Source organism: Priestia aryabhattai, from assembly GCF_023715685.1.
In the GTDB taxonomy this organism is placed as follows: Bacteria; Bacillota; Bacilli; order Bacillales; family Bacillaceae_H; genus Priestia; species Priestia aryabhattai_B.
This window is the reverse complement of record NZ_JAMBOQ010000002.1, coordinates 331,219-352,148: the sequence shown is the minus strand read 5'-3', so window position 1 is coordinate 352,148 and position 20,930 is coordinate 331,219. Positions and strand designations below refer to the sequence as shown.

24 protein-coding genes are annotated in these 20,930 nt (G+C 37.7%); 12 read left to right on the top strand and 12 right to left on the bottom strand.

Annotation, left to right across the window (positions count from 1 at the left end; translation table 11 throughout):
- Positions 1 to 28: 28 nt before the first annotated feature.
- The 3 genes from qoxA to M3225_RS08560 all read right to left on the bottom strand — a co-directional run bounded on the left by qoxA (position 29) and on the right by M3225_RS08560 (position 2,783).
- A complete protein-coding gene (gene qoxA, locus M3225_RS08570) occupies positions 29 to 982 on the bottom strand; it encodes a cytochrome aa3 quinol oxidase subunit II (protein ID WP_251392590.1) in 954 nt (317 codons plus the stop codon).
- Between the two features lie 565 nt (positions 983 to 1,547).
- Positions 1,548 to 2,126, bottom strand: a complete 579-nt coding sequence (locus tag M3225_RS08565; RefSeq protein WP_251392586.1) for a hypothetical protein — start codon at positions 2,124 to 2,126, stop codon at positions 1,548 to 1,550.
- Positions 2,127 to 2,435: 309 nt separating this feature from the next.
- Entirely contained in the window at positions 2,436 to 2,783 is a 348-nt protein-coding gene (locus M3225_RS08560; protein ID WP_251392584.1) for a rhodanese-like domain-containing protein, read from the bottom strand.
- 385 nt (positions 2,784 to 3,168) lie between these two features.
- Between M3225_RS08560 and M3225_RS08555 the strand changes: the two genes are divergently transcribed.
- Positions 3,169 to 3,630: a hypothetical protein gene (locus M3225_RS08555; protein WP_251392582.1), complete on the top strand. Its 462-nt coding sequence runs from the start codon at positions 3,169 to 3,171 to the stop codon at positions 3,628 to 3,630.
- A gap of 58 nt (positions 3,631 to 3,688) precedes the next feature.
- On the opposite strand, the gene M3225_RS08550 is transcribed toward M3225_RS08555, so the two are convergent.
- Both M3225_RS08550 and M3225_RS08545 read right to left on the bottom strand, forming a co-directional pair.
- Entirely contained in the window at positions 3,689 to 3,841 is a 153-nt protein-coding gene (locus M3225_RS08550; RefSeq protein WP_251392580.1) for a hypothetical protein, read from the bottom strand.
- An 80-nt stretch (positions 3,842 to 3,921) separates the two neighbouring features.
- The gene (locus M3225_RS08545) at positions 3,922 to 4,161 is read right to left on the bottom strand and encodes a hypothetical protein (protein WP_251392578.1); all 240 of its coding nucleotides are present in this window, start codon (positions 4,159 to 4,161) and stop codon (positions 3,922 to 3,924) included.
- A 185-nt stretch (positions 4,162 to 4,346) separates the two neighbouring features.
- Between M3225_RS08545 and M3225_RS08540 the strand changes: the two genes are divergently transcribed.
- From M3225_RS08540 to M3225_RS08515, 6 genes are all read left to right on the top strand, one after another.
- Entirely contained in the window at positions 4,347 to 4,778 is a 432-nt protein-coding gene (locus M3225_RS08540; RefSeq protein WP_251392570.1) for a PAS domain-containing protein, read from the top strand.
- A gap of 297 nt (positions 4,779 to 5,075) precedes the next feature.
- A complete protein-coding gene (locus M3225_RS08535; protein ID WP_251392568.1) occupies positions 5,076 to 5,435 on the top strand; it encodes an ArsR/SmtB family transcription factor in 360 nt (119 codons plus the stop codon).
- A gap of 31 nt (positions 5,436 to 5,466) precedes the next feature.
- The gene (locus M3225_RS08530; RefSeq protein ID WP_251392556.1) at positions 5,467 to 8,034 is read left to right on the top strand and encodes a heavy metal translocating P-type ATPase; all 2,568 of its coding nucleotides are present in this window, start codon (positions 5,467 to 5,469) and stop codon (positions 8,032 to 8,034) included.
- A gap of 52 nt (positions 8,035 to 8,086) precedes the next feature.
- Positions 8,087 to 8,707, top strand: a complete 621-nt coding sequence (locus M3225_RS08525; protein ID WP_251392554.1) for a class I SAM-dependent methyltransferase — start codon at positions 8,087 to 8,089, stop codon at positions 8,705 to 8,707.
- A gap of 84 nt (positions 8,708 to 8,791) precedes the next feature.
- Entirely contained in the window at positions 8,792 to 9,298 is a 507-nt protein-coding gene (locus tag M3225_RS08520; protein ID WP_251392552.1) for a PCYCGC domain-containing protein, read from the top strand.
- A 221-nt stretch (positions 9,299 to 9,519) separates the two neighbouring features.
- Complete coding sequence (locus M3225_RS08515) at positions 9,520 to 9,846, top strand: DUF3243 domain-containing protein (protein WP_251392550.1); 327 nt, start codon at positions 9,520 to 9,522, stop codon at positions 9,844 to 9,846.
- Positions 9,847 to 9,893: 47 nt separating this feature from the next.
- On the opposite strand, the gene M3225_RS08510 is transcribed toward M3225_RS08515, so the two are convergent.
- The 5 genes from M3225_RS08510 to M3225_RS08490 form a co-directional block, all read right to left on the bottom strand.
- Positions 9,894 to 10,739, bottom strand: a complete 846-nt coding sequence (locus M3225_RS08510) for an N-acetylmuramoyl-L-alanine amidase (protein ID WP_251392548.1) — start codon at positions 10,737 to 10,739, stop codon at positions 9,894 to 9,896.
- 225 nt (positions 10,740 to 10,964) lie between these two features.
- Positions 10,965 to 11,144, bottom strand: a complete 180-nt coding sequence (locus M3225_RS08505) for a hypothetical protein (protein ID WP_251392546.1) — start codon at positions 11,142 to 11,144, stop codon at positions 10,965 to 10,967.
- Positions 11,145 to 11,258: 114 nt separating this feature from the next.
- Positions 11,259 to 11,882: a LysE family translocator gene (locus M3225_RS08500; RefSeq protein ID WP_251392544.1), complete on the bottom strand. Its 624-nt coding sequence runs from the start codon at positions 11,880 to 11,882 to the stop codon at positions 11,259 to 11,261.
- Between the two features lie 123 nt (positions 11,883 to 12,005).
- Positions 12,006 to 13,649, bottom strand: coding sequence for an APC family permease (locus M3225_RS08495; RefSeq protein ID WP_251392542.1), 1,644 nt, complete (start codon positions 13,647 to 13,649; stop codon positions 12,006 to 12,008).
- A gap of 380 nt (positions 13,650 to 14,029) precedes the next feature.
- On the bottom strand, positions 14,030 to 14,587 hold the full coding sequence (locus M3225_RS08490; protein WP_251392540.1) for a thioredoxin family protein: 558 nt from the start codon (positions 14,585 to 14,587) through the stop codon (positions 14,030 to 14,032).
- Positions 14,588 to 14,806: 219 nt separating this feature from the next.
- Between M3225_RS08490 and M3225_RS08485 the strand changes: the two genes are divergently transcribed.
- From M3225_RS08485 to M3225_RS08475, 4 genes are all read left to right on the top strand, one after another.
- Positions 14,807 to 15,445: a hypothetical protein gene (locus tag M3225_RS08485; protein ID WP_251392537.1), complete on the top strand. Its 639-nt coding sequence runs from the start codon at positions 14,807 to 14,809 to the stop codon at positions 15,443 to 15,445.
- Between the two features lie 377 nt (positions 15,446 to 15,822).
- Positions 15,823 to 15,954: a hypothetical protein gene (locus M3225_RS29485; protein ID WP_013057845.1), complete on the top strand. Its 132-nt coding sequence runs from the start codon at positions 15,823 to 15,825 to the stop codon at positions 15,952 to 15,954.
- A gap of 343 nt (positions 15,955 to 16,297) precedes the next feature.
- Positions 16,298 to 17,431, top strand: coding sequence for a processed acidic surface protein (locus tag M3225_RS08480; RefSeq protein ID WP_251392535.1), 1,134 nt, complete (start codon positions 16,298 to 16,300; stop codon positions 17,429 to 17,431).
- Position 17,432: 1 nt separating this feature from the next.
- A complete protein-coding gene (locus M3225_RS08475; protein ID WP_251392532.1) occupies positions 17,433 to 18,158 on the top strand; it encodes a class D sortase in 726 nt (241 codons plus the stop codon).
- A 29-nt stretch (positions 18,159 to 18,187) separates the two neighbouring features.
- On the opposite strand, the gene M3225_RS08470 is transcribed toward M3225_RS08475, so the two are convergent.
- Complete coding sequence (locus M3225_RS08470) at positions 18,188 to 18,979, bottom strand: sulfite exporter TauE/SafE family protein (RefSeq protein ID WP_251392529.1); 792 nt, start codon at positions 18,977 to 18,979, stop codon at positions 18,188 to 18,190.
- A 311-nt stretch (positions 18,980 to 19,290) separates the two neighbouring features.
- Between M3225_RS08470 and M3225_RS08465 the strand changes: the two genes are divergently transcribed.
- Entirely contained in the window at positions 19,291 to 19,860 is a 570-nt protein-coding gene (locus M3225_RS08465; protein ID WP_251392528.1) for a GNAT family N-acetyltransferase, read from the top strand.
- 120 nt (positions 19,861 to 19,980) lie between these two features.
- Here the strand turns inward: M3225_RS08465 and M3225_RS08460 are convergent, their stop codons facing one another.
- Positions 19,981 to 20,805 (bottom strand): 5'-nucleotidase, lipoprotein e(P4) family, encoded by an 825-nt coding sequence (locus M3225_RS08460; RefSeq protein ID WP_251392527.1) that lies wholly within the window; start codon positions 20,803 to 20,805, stop codon positions 19,981 to 19,983.
- Positions 20,806 to 20,930 lie beyond the last annotated feature (125 nt).

Below are 20,930 nucleotides of genomic sequence, written 5' to 3'. Positions count from 1 at the left end.
TTACGTAATTTAGTGTAATAAATGAATGTTATTCATGATTTGAGTGATCCATGTTTTCCATTTCTTCATTACTCGTTTTTTCGTCTTCTTTCATCTTGCTGTGATCATGTCCTGTACCACGTTCTAGCTCTTTGCCAGGAATGTATACATCTTTTGCATGGTCAATCCATTTTAAATGTGTACCGTTGTAAGTTTGACGTCCAACAACGCCCGGGCTTAGGATTTGATCATATTTCTTTTCAGTCAATTTACCAGCTGTGCCTTTTACATCACTAACCCACTCTTTGAAGTCTTTGTCCGTTTGAGCTTGAACTTCGAACTGCATTTGAGTGAAATGTTCACCAGAGAAGTTAGCACTACGTCCCATATAAGAACCAGGCTTATCAGCTTCTAAGTATAATGGCATTGACATGTTGTTCATCGAATATTTTTGTCCGCCAAGTTCTGGTACCCAGAATGAGTTCATAGGTCCTTGAGCTGTTAACTCAAATTTCACTGGCGTATCTGCTGGAATGTTTACATAGTTAACCGTTTCGATATTTTGTTCCGGATAACTGAAAATCCATTTCCAGTTTGCAGATGTAACGTGAATCACGATTGGATCTTTATCCTTTGATTCTGTCGGTACTTCTTCTGCAGAATAGATCGCTTTAACAGTTGGCACTGCTAATAGAATTAAGATGATGATTGGGAACGCTGTCCAAATAACCTCCATCTTTAAGTTACCTTCTTGCTCAGGTGGCTCATAGTCCATGTTTTCAGGTTTTTCACGATATTTGACAAGAACAAATATAAAAATAGCAAATACGACAACAACCACGATCAACATCATCCACATAGACCAAATGATTAAATCAGATTGCGTTTTTGCAACAGGACCTTGCGGGTTCAATACAGCAAGCTTTGAACAACCGCTCAAAAATACTAGTGAAAGCGCAGATAGTAAACCTACTAGCTTCCAAAATCCTTTTTTTGGTTTCACTTAAAACTCTCCTTTCTAACAACACATGATGCGAAGCCTATATTGATGAACATTCAAAATGCGCTATCTTTCGCGAGATAACGACATTTTTATACAGACTCTCTTCCCCCTTATTTGTAGGCCACTACTATTGTAATACAAAATGACATTTTTTTCGTCCCTTTTGCTTTATTTTTTTATATTGAAAATATTCTAATATAGTGACTGTACCAATGGGGTTAGAGTGCTTCAACCTTGCGATATTCTATCACATAATTTGGTATGAATAAATGTAAATAAAAGGATTCAGCTCCCATTTCTTAACTATTTCTTTAGGAATAACTGCAAAATTAGCTTTGTGTCTTTGTTCCAACATTGATATATCAATACACATCGACATAATTGAATATTTTGTGACAAATTTTCAAAGAATATGTGACGCCCTGTATGAAACTTATTTTGCCCGTTAATTCGCCTTTACTTTGTAGCAAATATTTGATTTTTTTGCTTAAAATTCTTTCTTTCGAAAATATGAACAAAACGTGAATTTTTAAAAAAGCTTTTTATGACAGAAAAAAGCTGCGTGTTATTCACGCAGCTCCTGATCCATAAATTCTTTAACCGTAATGTCATCCCCCGCTCTATCTAGCAGCGTTGTTGTTGCTGGAAACGGATGTTTAATATGACTCGGTATTTTTTCATACAGCACAAAATAATCACTTTTTGGGACCGCGGCATCAATTGTATATGTATCGTGTACCAAAGCCGCCTTTACTCGCTCAATTTGTTTACTTCTATTTGTTCCTGTAAACAGCGCATATGTCCCTTTATTTGTATGGATATCATCGTAATCCACTAAGTTGCTCATTTTGGTACTTACTTCAATGCGCAGGCGTTTGTTCCATCCTTGCTTCAATACGGCCATTCCTTCTTTATCACCAGGTATGGAGAATAAGGCTATGTATGTATTAGAGTGATCAATCCGTTTAAAATCTTGCAACGTAATCTTTGCAGAACCATCAATACTTTCTTTATGCTCCCAATTGCGCAAGTGATGCTGTACACTTGCAGCATTGTTTTCAACCGGATATCGAATCATCTCATACGCAACAATTACAACCGCTATACAAATGAACAGAAATAGCAACCGCTTTATCTTTCGCACATCTATTCACCTTCCTTAGCTTACTCCCCTTTTATGTAATTGCCTAAATTATAACTTCCTATTAAACCTCTGTCTATGCACTAGGAGGACTACGTTTTTTTTTACCACAAAAGGGATTTTTCAAACCTTTTGACATAAAAACACGCTAAAAGACTCAGTGTCTGTTGAACCAAAAGAAACCGATCGCTGCCCCCCCTTCTTGTCTTCATAACAAAAAAAGATACCCATTTTGACACGGGTATCTTTTAGCTTATATATCACAGCATTCCAAATGGAAACCCTATAAAGGATTATTTGCTGTTCTTTTTATTACACACATCTTTCCGCACACATGTATCCTTTGACCTGATACCCATGTTTTTTCAGCTGCCGAATGCTTAAATTTCGGGAAATGCTGTCAGGAACAATTACCACCACTTCTTTATATGGAATTTCTGCATGCTGTCTCTCTAAATAAGGAAGCGGAATATGGATTGCTTTGTGACAGGGGTTTTGTTTCATTTCATGAAAATGACGAACATCTACATACGAAATCGTTGTAGAAGCACAGTCCACGGCCGTCACTTTCTTTATTCCTTGCACCGGCACATAGCGTTTATAAAAACTGTAACAAATTAATAAAAGTAAAATACCTATGCTCATATATAGTATCGCCATGTTTTCCTCCCAACTAATTTCTATACCCCTGTATGTATACTATATTCAAAAGAAAGAATCAACACAGAAGTACTTATCTTATTTCTCTCTGCAAGAAAAATGGTCTTTTTACACTTTATTATGAAACCACAATAAAGTGACGAAATCAATCATTATTTATTTTGACTTTTCGAAAGATTTAAATACTAGTAAACAGATCGTTTTTTCTTATTATAATGAAGAAACGCAGAATTTTTAGTTTTATTTCGCCTCTTCTTTCCCGTTAAAACTGAGGTTTGCTTCCGAGTAATACATTAGAACCAATGTGGCAAAAACTTCAGAAAAATGATTCTAAAAACGAAGGATGCAAGATAGGATAGTATGAGCACGTGAAGGGAGAGATATGATGTTTGATTTGTACTATGTTGTATTATTTACAGATCAAGGTGAGGTAGCAGGCACCTGCCCCATCTATATAAGTCCCGAAGAAGACGTTGAAAAAGAACTGTTAAAAAATGTAACTTTGCATAAACAAAGGCTGCAGTCAAAAAAAGAAAAAGTTTTTTATTTTGACCAGGATAAAGAGGATATGACAGATTTATCAGATCGCTATGCACACATTCTTACATTTAATAACAACGACAGCCAAATTGCAAAATGGCTGGAAGAAGCACATGAAAAGTTGTGCAAAACCGGTGAACTTTTTGTTGAGAATGGTTATTTTCAACGCGCTTTTATGCATTATATTAATCAAAAAAGCAATGTTTTAGAGAATTACTCGTACGAAGTTTGTGAGAAATCGGTAAAATTCGTATATCAAGTAAGAGACTATATTGTGATTGGCTCAGAAAAATACGAGTTAACTTAAAAATGCGATATACACAAAAAAAGGAAAGCTTCGGAAACGAAAGCTTTCCTTTTTTAGATTAATCTCCATCAAGGTTTGCCCGGCAATTATTATGAGACAAAGATGTATTTTGTACTTCATGCTGTGTTTGCTCCCCCTGCATTGTCCTATCTCCTTTTTCCGTTCTTCCTTTAGCAATATGTTTAGTTTTATTTCCTTGGTTTGATGTCATGTTCATTCCCCTTTCTAGTGGGTATAGTGTATGAAAATAACTCACACGCCATAAGAGGAAATGATATGAAAAAGCCCCTCTTAAATTGAGTGAGCTTTCTGTCTAAAACTGCTTTTCCTTTTATTGTTGAATCCGCATGAAAGGATATTCTCTATTTTAAATGTTCGTTTCTCGTTTCTTAATAAGCACCAAGCTTTTACGCTCTGAGGATAAATTTTATAAACAATAATAAATCGCTGTGTCAAACATCCTTTATCGTCCATATAAATAATTTCAACAAGTCGTTTTGAAGAGTAGCTTTCTTGAAGTAACTGTCGCATAGAATTCGCTCCTTTAATTTTCAGTTTATCGAACAAACGTTCCTATTTCAAGTATTTTAAACTGAATGATTTTTTAGACTTTTACAGTTTAAAACGGGAAAAGTAATAGGTAAAATGATGAAAATAATCCAAATATTAGGTTATTGTGATATGGTAAAAGAGATTATTTAAGTTGGGAGAAGTGCATGAGGGAAAGTAACATACTTAAATGGATCCCCGTTCCTTACTTTCAATTAAATCAAGAAGGTGAAATCCTTCATTTTTCTAGTCAGGCACATTCTTATTTTTCTTCAGTCTCCAGTCTGTGGAGCATTATTCATAAAGACGACCGGAAACAAGCGATGTGGATGCTGTCACAGCACTCTTCATCTAACCCAATCATCAGGCATTTGCGTTTGAGAACGAGCGATGAAACATTTGTGAATTTTAAATGCACAATTCATTGGAAAAATGGTGTAGGGCATTTAGTATGTACCGAAAAGAAGAATGTCAAGGATCCGTTAGATTTTGTATTATCTGCTCAATTCTATTTAGAAAACTCGGACAAACGATTAAAAGAGTCGGGCAAGGTGTTAAATAATTCAGCAGATTTATTATTCAATCGATTAAAACACTAATCAAGTGAACAGGGTCTGAGCCATATTCGATTATTTCTCGTATTTTTAAAAGTCATAAAGAGGCTACCTATAGGGGTGGCTTTTTGTTTTTAGCTGGCATTCAAAGCCATTCTCCTTTCGCCCACACCATTTAGTACAGAGCACATACACTAGCATACTTTCCATATTTATTCTTCATATATTTATGTTTTGTCCAGAGAAAAATTTCGAATAATCAATAAATGTTTGAACATTTTTTAAAATTGACATATATTATAAACAAACAATCATTTGAATGTTTGAATGAAGGAGGAAATTATGCCAAAAGATCGCTGTGATATTTATTGTTTTAATGAAGAAAAAGTGAATCGTATTAAGCCTTCTATCCATGTTGAAGCTGTTCAAGGTGTTTCTACGATGTTCAAAGCGTTAGGAGATGAAACGAGGCTGAAAATCGTATTGGCTCTGTATAAAGGCGAGGAATTATGTGTATGTGACGTAGCCAATATTGTAGGATCTACGGTCGCCACTGCTTCTCATCACTTAAGACTGCTGCGAAATATAGGAATTGCCAATTATCGCAAAGAAGGAAAGTTAGCTTTTTATTCTTTAAGGGATGCACATATTAAACAAGTAATTGATATTATGTTTGCTAAAAAAGAAGACATAACCATTTAAGTTTTTCTTACCGTATAGGGAGTGGGACACAATGAAACACGAAGATAAAAAACATCATCACCATACCGGAAGCTGCTGCAGCGGATCTTCTTCACCAGAAATTGAAAGCAAGGCCTGCTGCTCCTCTTCTTCAGAAGCCGCATCTACTGAAGAGCCTTCTTCCTGCGGCACAAAGAGTCATGAACATAGTCACAGCTGCTGTTCAGATACGATTGCGTTAACGACCGACAAAAGCCAGCATTCTTGCTGCGGTGACCATGATATAGTACAAGGCGATAGTAACATAGAAGAAACGGCCGAATACCGCGTGTATGGAATGGATTGCCCTTCCTGTGCTGCTACGATTGAAAAAAGTTTAAAAACGTTAAACGATATTCAAAATGTAACAATCAACTACACTACAGGAAAACTTCAAGTGGCGGCGGCAAGTGAGTCAGCATTGTCATCCGTTCCAAGCTCAGTAGAAAAACTGGGGTTTAGCATTGAACCTATCCAATCAAATAAGAAAATGAAAACATATTTGATTGAAGGAATGGACTGCGCGGCTTGTGCGAACACGATTGTGAATCATTTAAAAACAGTTCCTGCTGTCAAAGACGTACGCGTTAACTTCTCAACGGGAAAAGCACAAATTGAGCATGATAACGAAGCCGAAGACATTATCAAAGAAGTATCTAAAGCTGGGTATACCGCTACTTTAGTAACAAGCAGCAGGCAGTCTGCTGAGTCTCGGCACCATAAAGGCAAAAATGGAACGATTGTTTTTTCAGGTATTCTCATCGCATTAGGTTTTATCGGTTCTCATACAGGAATTGCTTCTTATATGACAACTTTACTGTACGCTATTGCCATGATTATTAGCGGATATAAACCGGCTAAAAGTGCTTATTACGGAATCAAAAGTCGTTCTTTAGACATGAATGTTTTGATGACCGTTGCAGCACTTGGAGCAGCTGTTATTGGTGAATGGCTTGAAGGTGCTACGGTTGTTTGGCTATTTGCTTTAGGTGTAGCTCTACAAACAAGGTCGATTGAACAAACAAGAAACTCGATACGAGGTTTAATGGATTTAGCTCCTTCTGAAGCATGGGTGAAAGAAAATGAACAGCTGATTAAAAAAGCAGCAGAAGATATTTCAATCGGCAGCACGATTGTCGTAAAGCCAGGAGACCGAATTCCGCTTGATGGCGAAATTATAAATGGCGAATCCAGTATCAACCAAGCTCCTATCACAGGTGAGTCTATCCCAGTTGATAAAGTAATCGGTGATGCAGTCTATGCCGGCACGATTAACGAAAACGGATCGTTAGAAATTAAGGTAACAAAGCTAGTAGAAGATACGGCGATTTCTAAAATCATTCATTTAGTAGAAGAGGCACAAGAGAAAAAAGCGCCTACTCAAGCTTTTGTTGATAAATTTGCGACCATTTACACGCCTATCGTCTTTATTTTAGCTTTATTCATTATGGTCATCCCTCCCCTGTTTGATGGTTCATGGAGTGAGTGGTTCTACAAGGGGCTTGAATTATTAGTTGTGGCTTGTCCATGCGCGCTAGTCATTTCTACTCCCGTCGCCATTGTATCTGCGATTGGAAATGCGGCGAAAAATGGCGTACTCATTAAAGGCGGGACGTTTTTAGAAAAAGCAGGTGCAATCAATGCGATTGCTTTTGATAAAACAGGAACACTGACAGAAGGCAAACCAGCCGTTTCAGAGGTTGTTTCTGTTGCTGCCGAAGAACAGCAGCTTTTAGCCATAACAAAAACGCTTGAAGACTATTCGAATCATCCTATTGCCCGCGCTATCGTGGATTATGCAACGGAGAAAAAAGTCGGTTCTTTACAAGGGTCAAATTTTAAAATCCTGACAGGAAAAGGCGTGCAAGCCACAATTAAAGAAACGGTGTATTACGCAGGCAATGCAAAATTATTCTCAGATTTAGGAACACCTCTATCCCATTGCTGGTCTCATATTGAAAAGCTTCAAAACGAAGGTAAAACGATTATTATTGTCGGAACAGCTAAAAGTGTTCTAGGCATTCTTGGCGTAGCGGATACCATCCGACATACAACCGTATCTGCTTTAGAGAGCCTCAAACAAAACGGAATGCAGCAAATTGTGATGTTAACCGGTGATAACGAAGGAACAGCTAAAATGATTGCCTCTCAGTCAGGGGTAGACCGCTATTTCGCTGATTTGCTGCCTGAAGACAAAGTAAAGGCCATACAGCAGCTTCAACATGAAGGGTACCAAACGGCTATGGTTGGAGATGGAATTAATGATGCCCCTGCCCTCGCCACTGCTGATCTTGGCATTGCAATGGGCGGTGCTGGTACCGATACGGCCATGGAAACAGCCGATATTGTCCTGATGGCAGACAACTTAGAAAAGCTTCCTCATACGATGAAGCTAAGTCGCAAAGCATTAGCCGTTATCAAACAAAACATTTGGTTTTCTATTATTGTTAAAGTGATTGCCTTAGCCTTTATCTTCCCAGGGTGGCTCACTCTGTGGATTGCCGTCTTAAGCGATACAGGAGCAGCGCTACTTGTTATTTTAAACAGCCTTCGCTTACTCAAAATGAAAAAACAAATGTAATCAATAAGCTTTCCAGCAGGCGTTGGAAAGCTTATTTTCTAGGAGGGTTTGCGTGAATAACCGCTGGAATCAATTTATTTACAAGTGTTGGGCCCCTTTTTATGATGTCTTTTTTAATAACGGAATGTTCTATCGAGCCAGAAAAAAAGTCTTTCAAGACGTTCACTTTTCATCTGAACAGCGTATTTTATTTGTAGGTGTGGGAACAGGCGCAGATTTAGCTTTTATTCCTCACGAAGTAAATGTAACGGCAATCGACTATTCCAGTGAAATGCTTCAAAAAGCAAAAGATAAATACAAAAACCCATCTATAACATTCCACCAAATGGACGCTCAGCATCTAACATTCGACTCTATTTCGTTTGATGTTGTTGTAGCAAGCTTAATTCTTAGCGTAGTACCAGATGCCGAGCAAGCTTTAAAAGAAATGACAAGAGTAGTAAAACCTAAGGGAACTATCCTCATTTTTGATAAATTCGAAACCAAAGAGAAATCAGCGGCTTTTCCTAAAAAAATATTCCGTCCCTTCATAAAATTGCTTGGCACCGATATTGGAGTCTCTTTTGAACATGTGTTTGAAGCAAGTCGGGCTCATCTTATCTTGAAGGAAAATTCAAGCGTCATGTTGAAAGGTATGTATCGGAAAATTATTTTACAGAAAGTTGATGAGTGACTTCAAAGGCTAATTATGTCTTTTTAACATGATGGATGTACATATCATTGTCTATCTTTAATTGAAGAAAGGATGAACATTTTGATGATAAAATCAAGGATCATAACGGTTGTTCTTGCAGCAAGCATGGTGTCCGGCTGCGGAAACGAAAGTAAAGAAAATTCAGGTAGCAAACGTACAGAAACGAAACAACACGAAGAACATCAGCAGCACACATTAGCTGATAAACGAGAAGAAACGGAAAATAGTGAAACTCTCCCCTCCTTTCTGAGTGACAAACCAGAAGATATGCAGCTTATTTATGCAGCAGCTGCTAATCATCAAACCTTACTAGAAAACATTCCTTGCTACTGCGGATGTGGAGAAGAAGCTAATCATCAAAACAACTATGACTGTTTTATCTTTGAAAACAAAGGAAACGGCGCAGTGACGTGGGACGATCACGGAACAAAATGCGGCGTCTGTTTAGAAATAGCGGCTCAAGCTGTAGTAGACTACAGCAAAGGAAAAAGCATAGAAGACATTCGTCAAGAAATCGATGATAAATATGAGGAAGGCTATGCCAAGCCTACTCCTACACCGGAAATATGATGCTTCAGCATAAATGCAAGACGGACAAAGCAGCAGACTTTGGTTTCCTCATCCAAAGTCTGCTTAGCGTTTTATAAAATCTCGTTTGAAAGTAAGACCTATTTTTTAAGTCAGCAGAAAACGCCATAATTTAAAAATAACACATTCGGACGTTTATTTACTGAAACCTCAGGGAATATGCTTTCTAAACCCATTTATAACCACGAGAGGAGAAAAAAGTTATGAGTCATTCTGTAGAAACAAATCATTCAGCAAAAGGTGAAAAAGTTGAAGGAGCAATTAATTCTATGAGCGAAGAGAAAAAAGAGGATATTCTCTCTAGCTTCGAAGGATTTAAGAGTTATCTAGGAGACAAGGTGGAAAAAGGTGATAAGTTAGGAATGAACGAAGAACAACTGGCTAAAACGGCTCAAAAAGTAGCAGATTACCTTGCTAAGCATGAAGAGCCCCGCAATCGAGAGGAAAACCTGCTTCACGAACTGTGGAAAGTTGGAAACGAAGAACAGCAGCATCACCTTGCCCATATGCTTGTAAGATTGGTTCAATAAGAAAAAAAGATGACACACTACTGTGTCATCTTTTTTATTTACGGATATTAAACAGCGGGAATGATAATTTGCTGACCAATTTGTAATTTTGTAGGATCTACGCCGGGATTTGCATCCTGCAGCTGCTGAACGGTCATGCTATATTTTTCCGCAATGCTATAAAACGTATCTCCTGCTTGTACAGTATACGTAGTGACAGGAAGAACAATTTGCTGACCAATTTGCAGTTTTGTAGGATCTACGCCGGGATTTGCATCCTGCAGCTGCTGAACGGTAATATTATACTTCTTTGCAATGCTATAAAATGTATCTCCAGATTGAATGGTATAGAATGTAACTTGATTAGAAGGTAATTTTAAATACTTAGCAATTCCACGCGCGTGCGCTTCTCCCACTTCCCGAAGAAACATAGCTTTTTTTAATTTTTCAGCGTCGACTGCCGTATCGATAAACAAGTTTTCTGTCAAAACAGCAGGCATATTTGTTTCACGCAGTACAGCATAATTAGCCGTTTTTAAACCGCGATCTGCAATCGTTCCAAATTTCCGCATGATTGTTAAAATCTCCGTATGAAGCTGTTTTTGTAAAAGAGAAGATTGACTTCCCTCTTCTGATGGATAGCGATACGTTTCAAATCCAGTACCTCCGCCAGCATTAATGTGCATAGAAACAAAAACATCCGCTCCCCATGCATTAGCCCGATTTGCTCGATCTGATAATGAAACGAACACATCGGTTGAACGAGTTACTTGAACGTCTACTGAATAGTTATGTTCTAAATACGCCCGCGCGTGTAGTACAAGCTGCAGCGTAATATCTTTTTCACGCAAATTATTTCCTAAAGCGCCTGAATCTGTACCGCCGTGTCCTGCATCTAGCCATACTTTTTTCATGTGAACCTTTCCTTTCAACCATAATATGAAAGAACTTGTGATTAACACCGGCTTTGTCTGATGTTTTATCTCTCATTCTATATATATATGTAATTGGACAAGAAGGGTTCGTCCCCTTAAAACATTCGAGAACATCAACTCAAAAAAGCTGGATTTTACTAGCTGCTCTCCGCTGTTTTTAAAGCACAAAAAAAGAGATTGAGACATAACTAAATCAATTCCCATCTAAAGACGAACAAATGGGATAAATGAGCTAGTATGGATTACTTTTAGCACCGCTGTTGATTTCCGTGCAAGACTTCGCTTTCCGCGGGCGGCCGATGAGCCTCCTCGTCGCTTACGCTCCTGCGGAGTCTCACCTATTCCGCTTTTCCCGCAGGAGTCTTCGCCTTGCCCTCCAATCACCAGCTAGCAGCAACTAAACACATGAAGCCTTCGTTCGGATCTCCCTTCAACTAAAATACTTTTGTCCCCGCCTCTTAATGGAGATAAAAAGCAGGTTCACTAGCGTATCTCCTGCTATTTCTCACTGAAAGCAATTTTTAAGCCAATAAGCGTAAAGATAGAACCTTGCACAAGATTAAGTCGCTTAGACAGCGCCGGAGATTTTCGCAAAAACTCCCCTACTTTTCCCGCAAATAGACTAATTAACGTAAAAATAATCAGCGCTTGAACTAAAAATACAGCTCCATAAACAAGCATTTGCTGTGTTGCGTGTCCGGTTGAATGATTAACAAACTGAGGTAAAAGAGCAAGAAAAAATAGCGAAACTTTGGGGTTTAGCAGGTTCATAATCACCCCTTTTTTATATAGCACCTTGTACTCAACGGCTTCTTTATTTTCAAGAGTCAGAGCCGAATTTTTGGCTGTAAACGTCTTATAAGCCAGAAATAATAAATAAGCTGCTCCAGCATATTTGACGATAGCAAATGCTAAAGCCGATTGATAGATAATAGCCGATAGACCCAATGTTGCCGCAGCTATATGGCCAAGCAAGCCCGTACAAAGCCCTAATGAAGTTGAGATTCCTGCATATTTACCGTTTGATATACTTTGTGCTAAAACAAATAAGTTATCAGGACCAGGCATAACAGTAAGCAAAGCGGCTACGCCTAAAAAAGAAGTGATTGATACGATATCCATAATTCGTTCTCTCCTTGCATGATTTTGCCACCATTATAGCATTTTTTACTACCTATTATTCAAAAAAATAAAATTCATGCCTAAAAAAAGCAGCCTTAGCTATTCAGGCTGCTTTTTTACTACTTATTTAATTTGTTTTTCTATAATCTGCTCTTTAGTCGAGGCAGCCTGCGCTTCCGCTGCTTTCATTTCATTGTTGACATCGATTGCCTCTTTTAAATACTCGGTTTTGTATCCGCTTTTAAGTGCCCAAGCATAAAAGAAAAGTGCCACAATTGCAATAAGACCCATATCCCAACCGTATTTAATAATATTGAGTCCCCCGAACTTTTCACTTCCTATCCAAGATATTGTCATCATACATAATAAGTAGACAATCATCCAAACGCCAGCTCGGAAGTTTTGACCAAAGCCTTTCCATTTTGATTTTGCTTGATAATAAAAATAAATTGGCAATCCAATTAAAATAATGAATAATACCTGTCCAGTTAACGGCCACCTTGCCCAGTAAAGAGTAAGTGAAGCAAAAATAAAGCCAAGAGGCGCTATTACGTTTAACCCTTTTATACGTAAAGGTCTATAAAGCTCGGTCCCTGTTTTTCTTAACGTCATAGCTGTAATAGGACCGGTAAGATACGAAATTAATGTAGCTACAGAGATAATTTCGGCTAATATTCCCCAGCCTCTAAATAAAAATAAAAAAATGAATGAGACAAATAAATTAAAGAACATTGCTTGACGCGGAACTCCGTAAAGCGGATGAACTCTTCCTAGTATATTCGGCAAGTATTTATTTTTTTCCATGCCATAAATCATGCGTGACGTTGTAGCTGTATACGTAATACCTGTTCCTGACGGCGATACAAAAGCATCCGCATATAAAACAATAACAAGCCAGTTAATATTTAACGCAATCGCTAAATCGGCAAACGGCGAATTAAAGTTAAGATGGCTCCATCCTTTTACGATTTCTGAAGGGTTTACCGCTCCAATAAACGCAATTTGAAGCAATACATAGATCACGGTTGCAATTAAAATGGATCCTACCACTGCAATAGGAATAGAGCGTCCCGGATTTTTCGCTTCTCCGGCCATATTAATGGGGCTTTGAAAACCGTTAAAAGCAAACACAATCCCAGAAGTAGCAACAGCTGTCAAAACGCTTGCCCATCCATTTGGAGCAACGCCCCCTGCAGAAGAGAAGTTTCCGCCGTGAAACCCTGCGAATAAAAGAGCACCAATTGTAAGCCCTGGAATCACAATCTTAAAAACGGTAATAAGTGAATTAGCTTTCGAAAATAAGCCTACGGTCCAATAATTTAAAAGAAAATAAATGATTAATAGTCCTGTAGCAATAGCCAAGCCTTTTCCAGTAAGAATCCCGTTCTCTACTAAACTGCCTGTCCATTTCGCCCACTCCCACGGCCATGAACTCATATACTGAACAGAGGCAACCGCTTCAACAGGAATAACCGATACGATTGCAATCCAGTTTGCCCAAGCAGCAATAAAGCCAAGAAATGAGCCATGCGAGTATTGCGTATACTTAACCATACCTCCTGCTTCTGGAAACATAGACCCTAGTTCACTGTAAGAAAGAGCTATAAATAAAATAACAACCATTCCAATAATCCAAGAAGCAATTGCTGCAGGCCCTGCAATTTGAGCAGCTCTCCATGCCCCAAACAGCCATCCTGATCCAATAATAGATCCAAGACCGACCATCATGAGAGAAAACGTTCCCATTTTTCTATGTAAGTTATTCATGTATCTAACACCTTTCTTCTATATTTTCTGAGAAGTGAGTTATTAAGCGCTTTCATTAAATAAAAAAATAAGATTCATTTCGAACTCTAAAAATCCTGCTTAAAAATAATGACCAAAAGCTTTTACATTCATTAACGCGTCCTCCTCCTTCATTTATTATTTGTTATTATATCATCATCAAGTTAAAAAGTACGCGTTTTGAATAAAAAATATTTTTATTTTTAGAATTTTCTACGTTTTCCCAAGTGAAAGTGCGCGTTTTGAACACTGATGTTAATAAAAGCAGCCTTTCGATTAAAGTGATATACAAACGATCTTGTTGCGGTTGCCAGAAAAAAAGCAAGATAAAATGAAGCGCTCATTTTACCTTGCTTTTTAAGTTATCTCACCACAGCTAATACCGTTTCTTTAAAGCTGTTATAAACATACGACCAAAGAGCCGGTTCCTCTTTATATCTTATTCGTAAAGCAGAAAAGACTTCTTTTTGTTTTTCTTCAAACGAAGGATCTTCTTTTGAAGGAAGCGTGGCACGAAGCTCATCGACGATTTGCTGAACTTCGGGAGCACGAGGACCCCATTTCCCCAGTAAATTCCCTTCATTATTAAAAATTAAAATAATCGGAATGGCACGGCCGCCGTTTGTTAAGTGACGATCAATTAATTCGGTGTCCGCATCTCGCAGTGCAACGCGCACATCGATATCTGCAGCTTCAGCTACTTTACGAATGATTGGGTTAATCATCATCGCATCTCCGCACCAATCTTCAGTAATCGTTAAGAAATGAAGCTGATGAGCCTTTAGGGTGTCAGCCAGTCCATCTTCTGGAAGCTGAAATTGTTCATACACAGCTAAACTTTCCTCTTTTAATGTACTCATGTCATTCATATATGTTTGAATTGATTTTCCTTCTTCAAAATACTGCTGTTCTGTTTTCATGGAGATCCCTCTTTCTTTTTTGTATACGAATAGATGAGATGTACAATCTCGTTTTACTTTTTTCTATACCTACTACTAGTATAGCTTTTAAGCACAATGAATCAAAATATAAAAGTTTGCGTGTTCATTTTGTTGAGACATTTCGTTAAATTTCTGCTTGTTTACTTCTATAGAAGAAAGGCAATATTAACTACAAGTAAAAAAGGAGGAATAAACCATATGAACAAAAAAATGTTAACGTTATCCATCTCATTAGCTGGAGCTTTAGCTGCAGGATCTTTGACGGGTTGCTCCAATCAAGATAATTCATCTCAAAATACATCTCAAAATGAAAGCAGCTCCTCTGAAAATAAATCAAATTTACAGCAGTATTCCAAAGATCCTGACAGTAAACAGGATGAGGACTTTGATTTGGTTGGAACTTTAGACAAAGAAACAAACGATGAGTTAACACTTGTCATTGATGATAAACAGGTGAAGATACCTAAAGGGAATTCGTTTAAGAAAGAAAAAGATACACCTAAGGACATTGATGGGAAACAGGTGAAAGTAGAGGTTAATGCTAAAGATCAAAACGCTGAAAGCCTAGAATTAACGGCTTTAGCAAAAGCTGATTCAAATGGTATCTATGAAAAAGAATCTGATGGAGATTACAGCGTAATTGGAAAATTAATTAATGAAACAGATAAGAATCTCACCATAAAAGTATCTAGCGGAGAAAAGACTTATAAAAAAGCAAAAGACTTTGAGCTAGATAATGATAATGTGTCTGGAGATAGTAAAAATAAAGTTGTACGATTAGAAGTAAAAAAGAATGACGAAGTTGAAAGCCTTGAAGTAGATCCAGAAGATCAATAAAATGAATTAAGGATGGGCTTGATCGTAATAAGCAATAGCTGCGGAAACTCTTAATGAATAAGGGTTTCTTTTTTATGTTCATAAATAAATACTTGTTTAACCATATGCTGCTCAAGATGAATATTAGCTTTACGAACCTTTATGTAATAACCTCACTTTGAACACATTTCGATGATACAACAGGAGTTGTAAACCTTCAATTTAAAAACAGCACATTGAAATGTTAGAAAAAAAGAGAATCGGGTACATGTACACTATCAATGTAACAAATTTTAAATCTTTGTGAATATTTGAGAATGTTTATTGTGTAACCGTCATCTTTTGATTATGATAATGATATGTTAGCTACTTGACTAAATATGGAGGATGAGGCAAATATGAATCAATCCCCGCATGAAAAGCGAAAAAAACGCAAACAGTTTGTAGAACGTTTAAGACTAAAAGGAATCAAAATAGAGCTGACAAAACCGCGCTCTCACTTTTCTTCTTTATCCTTACTAAAATCATAACTCGTAACCACCTTTTTCTAAAGCGGAACGGTATCGAATTTCAACTATCTATGCTATTGCTTACATATCATTTCAAAAAGAACAGCTTCTAAGTGCTGTTCTTTTTTGATGCTTTTTTATATTTTTTCTTCTACCCAAAAAATTATAAACCTTTTTCTTTATTTTTTCGTTTTTCTATCTAGAGCTTTCCGCTCGCTTTTATACGATGTTTTCAAAATCTACAATTCTATAAATACCTAAAATTACCACTATATTCAAGGTATATATAATATAAGTATATATTGTAAATTTATAACTATTCCTATATAATCTTGTAGAAAACGTAAAAAAAAGGAGAAAATTGATGAAAAAACTGGGGGCAATTTTATTATCATTTCTGCTGTTTGTTGGCGTATTTCCAACGTCTTCATTCGCAGCGGCGTCAACATTTGACGCCGATTTCAACAAGTATTTAAAATCGGTAAGCCAAACGAGAGGCTTTGAAGTAACCAAAGACGACGTTGAATATTCACTTTCACTGTATGACGATAGTCTTGAAAACTACGATACAATCGCAGATTTAGAAGAATTTTTAGGTGAACCAATTGCAGCTGACTTACATAACGTGCAAGATGTGTATGCAGATTTTGACTTAGACAAAACAAGCTTAAATGCGTTATTAAAAGAGAACGGGCAAAGCTTAGATGATTATGTGTACCTAGATGATTTATACGAGGATGTCGGCTTCTATTTAGAAGGCGATGACTGGTATGAAGACGATGAGTCATATGACGAAGAGGACACTTCTTACGATGATGAATTAAGCGAAGAAGATTTAACTGACTTACTTTCATTTATGCAGTCTCAATTCGGCTTAACATCAGAAGAATTGGATCGAATCCAAGCGCATTTTACATCGTTAGAAGATGAGCTTTCAAATGAAGCAACGCTCAACCGCTTAGATCAATTAGGCGAGCGCTTAGCGGCATTTGAAGATTTTGATACAGCAACAGAATTATCTGCTGATCAAATCGCGGAATTAATGTCTATTTATAAAGAGCTGCTATCAACCTTCCATTTAGACGCTAAATTTTCACTTGTACAAGGCGGAAGTGAAAAATCACTTTCTCTTACCGATTTAATCAACCTAGAAGAGTTAAAAAATGCGAGTCTAAAAATTTCTCTTTATACGACAGATGGCAAATTTTTAGCAGATATGGTGATTACAGGCGATATGTTCAATTCTGATATCATCACAGACACAGGAAAAGAAGTAGAAAAATCTGCTGAAGCTGCAGTAAAACCTGCTGAAACGCAAAAGCCTGCAGTAGAAAAGAAACAAGAACCGGTGAAGAAACAAACAAACAGCGCTGTGCAAAAAACCGTTAAAGGTGCAAAACTTCCGGAAACGGCTTCTGATTATGTAACGAATACATTAATTGGATTAGTGCTTGTAGCAGCTGGCTTTGTTCTTTTCCGCAAAGTGAGACGCGCATAAAATGGAACCAAGAAAAACAAGAAGAACAATCAATCGCAAAAAGCGGTTGATTGTTCTTTCCCTTTTAGCCGCCGTCATTTGCTTTGGTCTTTGGTTTACGACAACAAACGCCTATAAATTTGCAAGGGGCTATTTGGCATTTAAAACAATGGATACAGAAGAACCTGCCGCAGCTTCAGTTTCTAAAAGCAAAGAACCTTCAGCAGCAGACTCCTCTCCTGAAGATTCTGCTGTTGAATCTAAAAAACCGGTACACCCTCGTACTGCTAGCTCAGAAAAAAAGCCGAAAGTGTCAAATGTGTCTTATCCGAAACAGCCAAAAATCGGTGATTTAATGGGAGAATTATATATTCCTAAATTAAACGCTAAGCTGCCGATTTATCATGGTACGAACGAAGATGAATTAGAAAAAGGCGTCGGTCATTTTGCAGGAAGCGTGTTGCCTGGTCAAAATGACAATTCTGTTCTATCTGGACATCGCGATACGGTTTTTCGTAAGCTTGGCGACGTGGGTGAAGGCGATTCGCTTGTGGTGAATACAGCAGCAGGTACCTTCACATACAAAGTGAACAAAGTACGAATTGTTGATGCGGATGACCGGACCGTTATTGTGCCAAAGCCTAGAGCCACTTTAACCGTCAGCACCTGTTATCCATTTAACTATATTGGTTCAGCACCTGAGCGCTATATTTTAGTGGCTCACCTTGTGTCATCAAAAACAACGTAAAAAAGCTGCTCTTAAAAAGGCAGCTTTTTTTAATGAATGGATTTCATCAGTAAATCAAACCATATTTTCAACGAAGTCGCCGTAATAACGATCGCTAAGATAACTTGCAGCGACGCTACCTTCGTCTTTTGCCCTACAAAAGCGCCGATCGGAGCTGCTAGTAGGCTTGCTCCAATAATCATGAGTGCCGGAAGCAAAAGGACCTGATGCGTCATCACTTTACCGGATGTTGTTCCCATAGACGAAATAAACGTCACGGCTAATGAGCTTGCAATTGTTACGCGCACAGGAATTTTTAACACGGTAATCATAATAGGCACAAGTAAAAATGCGCCACCTGCTCCGACAATCCCTCCGCAAATTCCAACTAAAAACGCCAGAGTTGCTGCCAAAGGTTTTGAAAACGTCACTTCGAATGAATCGTCCGCCGGATTATTTTTTTTAGGCATAAACATTAATCCTGCTGCAATTGTTGCCATCACGCCGTAAATGAAATTGATCATTCCTTCTGAAAACGAGGTTGATAGCGTTGAACCAATGAGACTACCAACTAAGACGCTGACACCCATATATAAAATTAACGGTTTATTCAAGTAGCCGCCCTTTTTGTAAGCAAGAGCTCCTGAAACAGATGCAAACAGCGACTGTACGGCTCCTATACCAGCTACTTCGTGCGCGCTGAATGCTCCTACTCCTACAAGAGGCGGAACAAATAGTAACAGCGGATACAAAACAACTGATCCTCCAATTCCAAGCATACCTGCTAAAAATGACCCGAAAAACCCGAGTGCAAATACCGTTATTAATAGTTGTACATCCATGTTTTTACCACCTGCTTTTATCAATCCAATATCATGTTTGTTATGAAGTATGTATAAATACAACGGCTTATCTCTTCTCCCATTGTATCACTGTATACGCTTCTTTTCTGTAAAAATATTGATAAATTGCTTTCAATCATTAATTTTTTTAATCATTAAAACCCTATCGACTTTATGCGTTATTTGCTTTCAACTTAAACTTCCTCGTTCTCCCCTCTTCTACTTGTGGTAGAATAAAGAAAAACTAGATGTTAGAACTGCCTACACGCTACGCTTATCTCAGCAGGCCCATCATCATAGGAGGCTTTCGTATGTTTGAATACAAAATTGATGACGAAGTTAGTTTGCATTTAATTGAATCCACTGACGCTTTCCCCTTGCTTTCTCTTATTAACGAGTCAAGACCTTACCTAAAAGAATGGCTCCCATGGGTAGATAGCATGCAAAGTATTGCTGACTATGATGAACTCATTCCTGAATGGAGAGCTCAATACTATAATAACCAAGGGTTTCAGGCCATCATTCGGTACTACGGAGAAATCGCCGGGATGATTGGTTTTCACGGAATTAATTGGGGAAATAAAAGTACAAGTCTCGGCTATTGGATTGGACATAATTTCCAAGGAAAAGGAATTATGACAAGAGCCGTACACGGATGCCTGAATTATGCATTTAATACGTTAAACCTTCATCGAGTCGAAATACGCTGCGGCGTTAATAACGAAAAAAGCAAAGCCATTCCTACGCGTCTAGGTTTTACAGAAGAAGGCATTTGCAGAGAAGGTGAATACTTATATGATCACTACCACGATCTTGTGATTTATGGCATGTTAAAACACGAGTGGAAGCAAGTTCCTTACGCTCTGTGGCTTCTTTCTTAAAAAGTAAGCCGCATAAGTGGCTATTTGTACAAGCTATCGTTTGAATCGGCTATATTGGAAAGATTAAAAACAACTAAAAAAAGCTGCCCTTTTACTACATACGTAAAGGGGCAGCTTTTTTTAGTTGAAATATTGAAGCTGTTCGCGGCGAAGCTTATCTTTTTGTTTATCCGAAATCGAGTAGTCGTAGTTATAAATAGCTCCTTCCCAATCTCCATACATTGGATTTGGAAACACGATTAGCTTTTGGCCAAACGCTTCTTTTTGCTCTTCTACAAGCTTATTTCGATTATTAATGGACTTTTTATCAAAACCGCTAAAATCAGATAAGTTATCACCGAACAGCAGGACTACATTATGATTCATCGCTACTTTTTGACGGCGCGCTTCTTTTCCTTCATCTTTTGGACCCGTTAATAGCACATGGTCTTTGGTTGCTTGAGGAATATGTAAATTCTTTAGGTTTTTAATTGTTGCCTCAAGTTGAGAAGTTGTACGGCCTGAAATGTAGTAAATATCTACGCTTTTTTGATCCGCATACGTCAAGAAATCAACAGCACCTGGCACTGCTTTCGCTTTTGCTGCTTGCACCCATTCATCCCATTTATAAGGAAATCCTTTATCAGTTTTGATTGCTGAAGTTTGAAATGGACTATTATCAAGTACGGTCTCATCTAAATCCAAAATAATGGCAGGCTTTTTATCGGTACTTTTTGCAAGCGCCTCATCTAAACGAAGCTTTCCTGTATTATAGCCTTGGTAATACAAAGCTTTCATTTCGCCGGATGTTTGATACCAAGCGTCCGCCATGATTTGCTGATCAGCCAGGTTTTGAACAGGTTCTTTTTTCTCAGCAGACACTTCTTTTTCTTGCTGAGGGGCACATGCTGTAAGTGAAAGAGCAAGTACAGCCATCCCTGTCAATGCTGATAATTTATTATTCATTTCGTATCCACTTCCATCTCTACATATTTTCATGATAATAATGTTATATTTCATCTAAATTAAATGAAAAATCAATAAAAAGACGAATAATATTTTAATTATTAATTAAAATAGTTCTTTTTAAC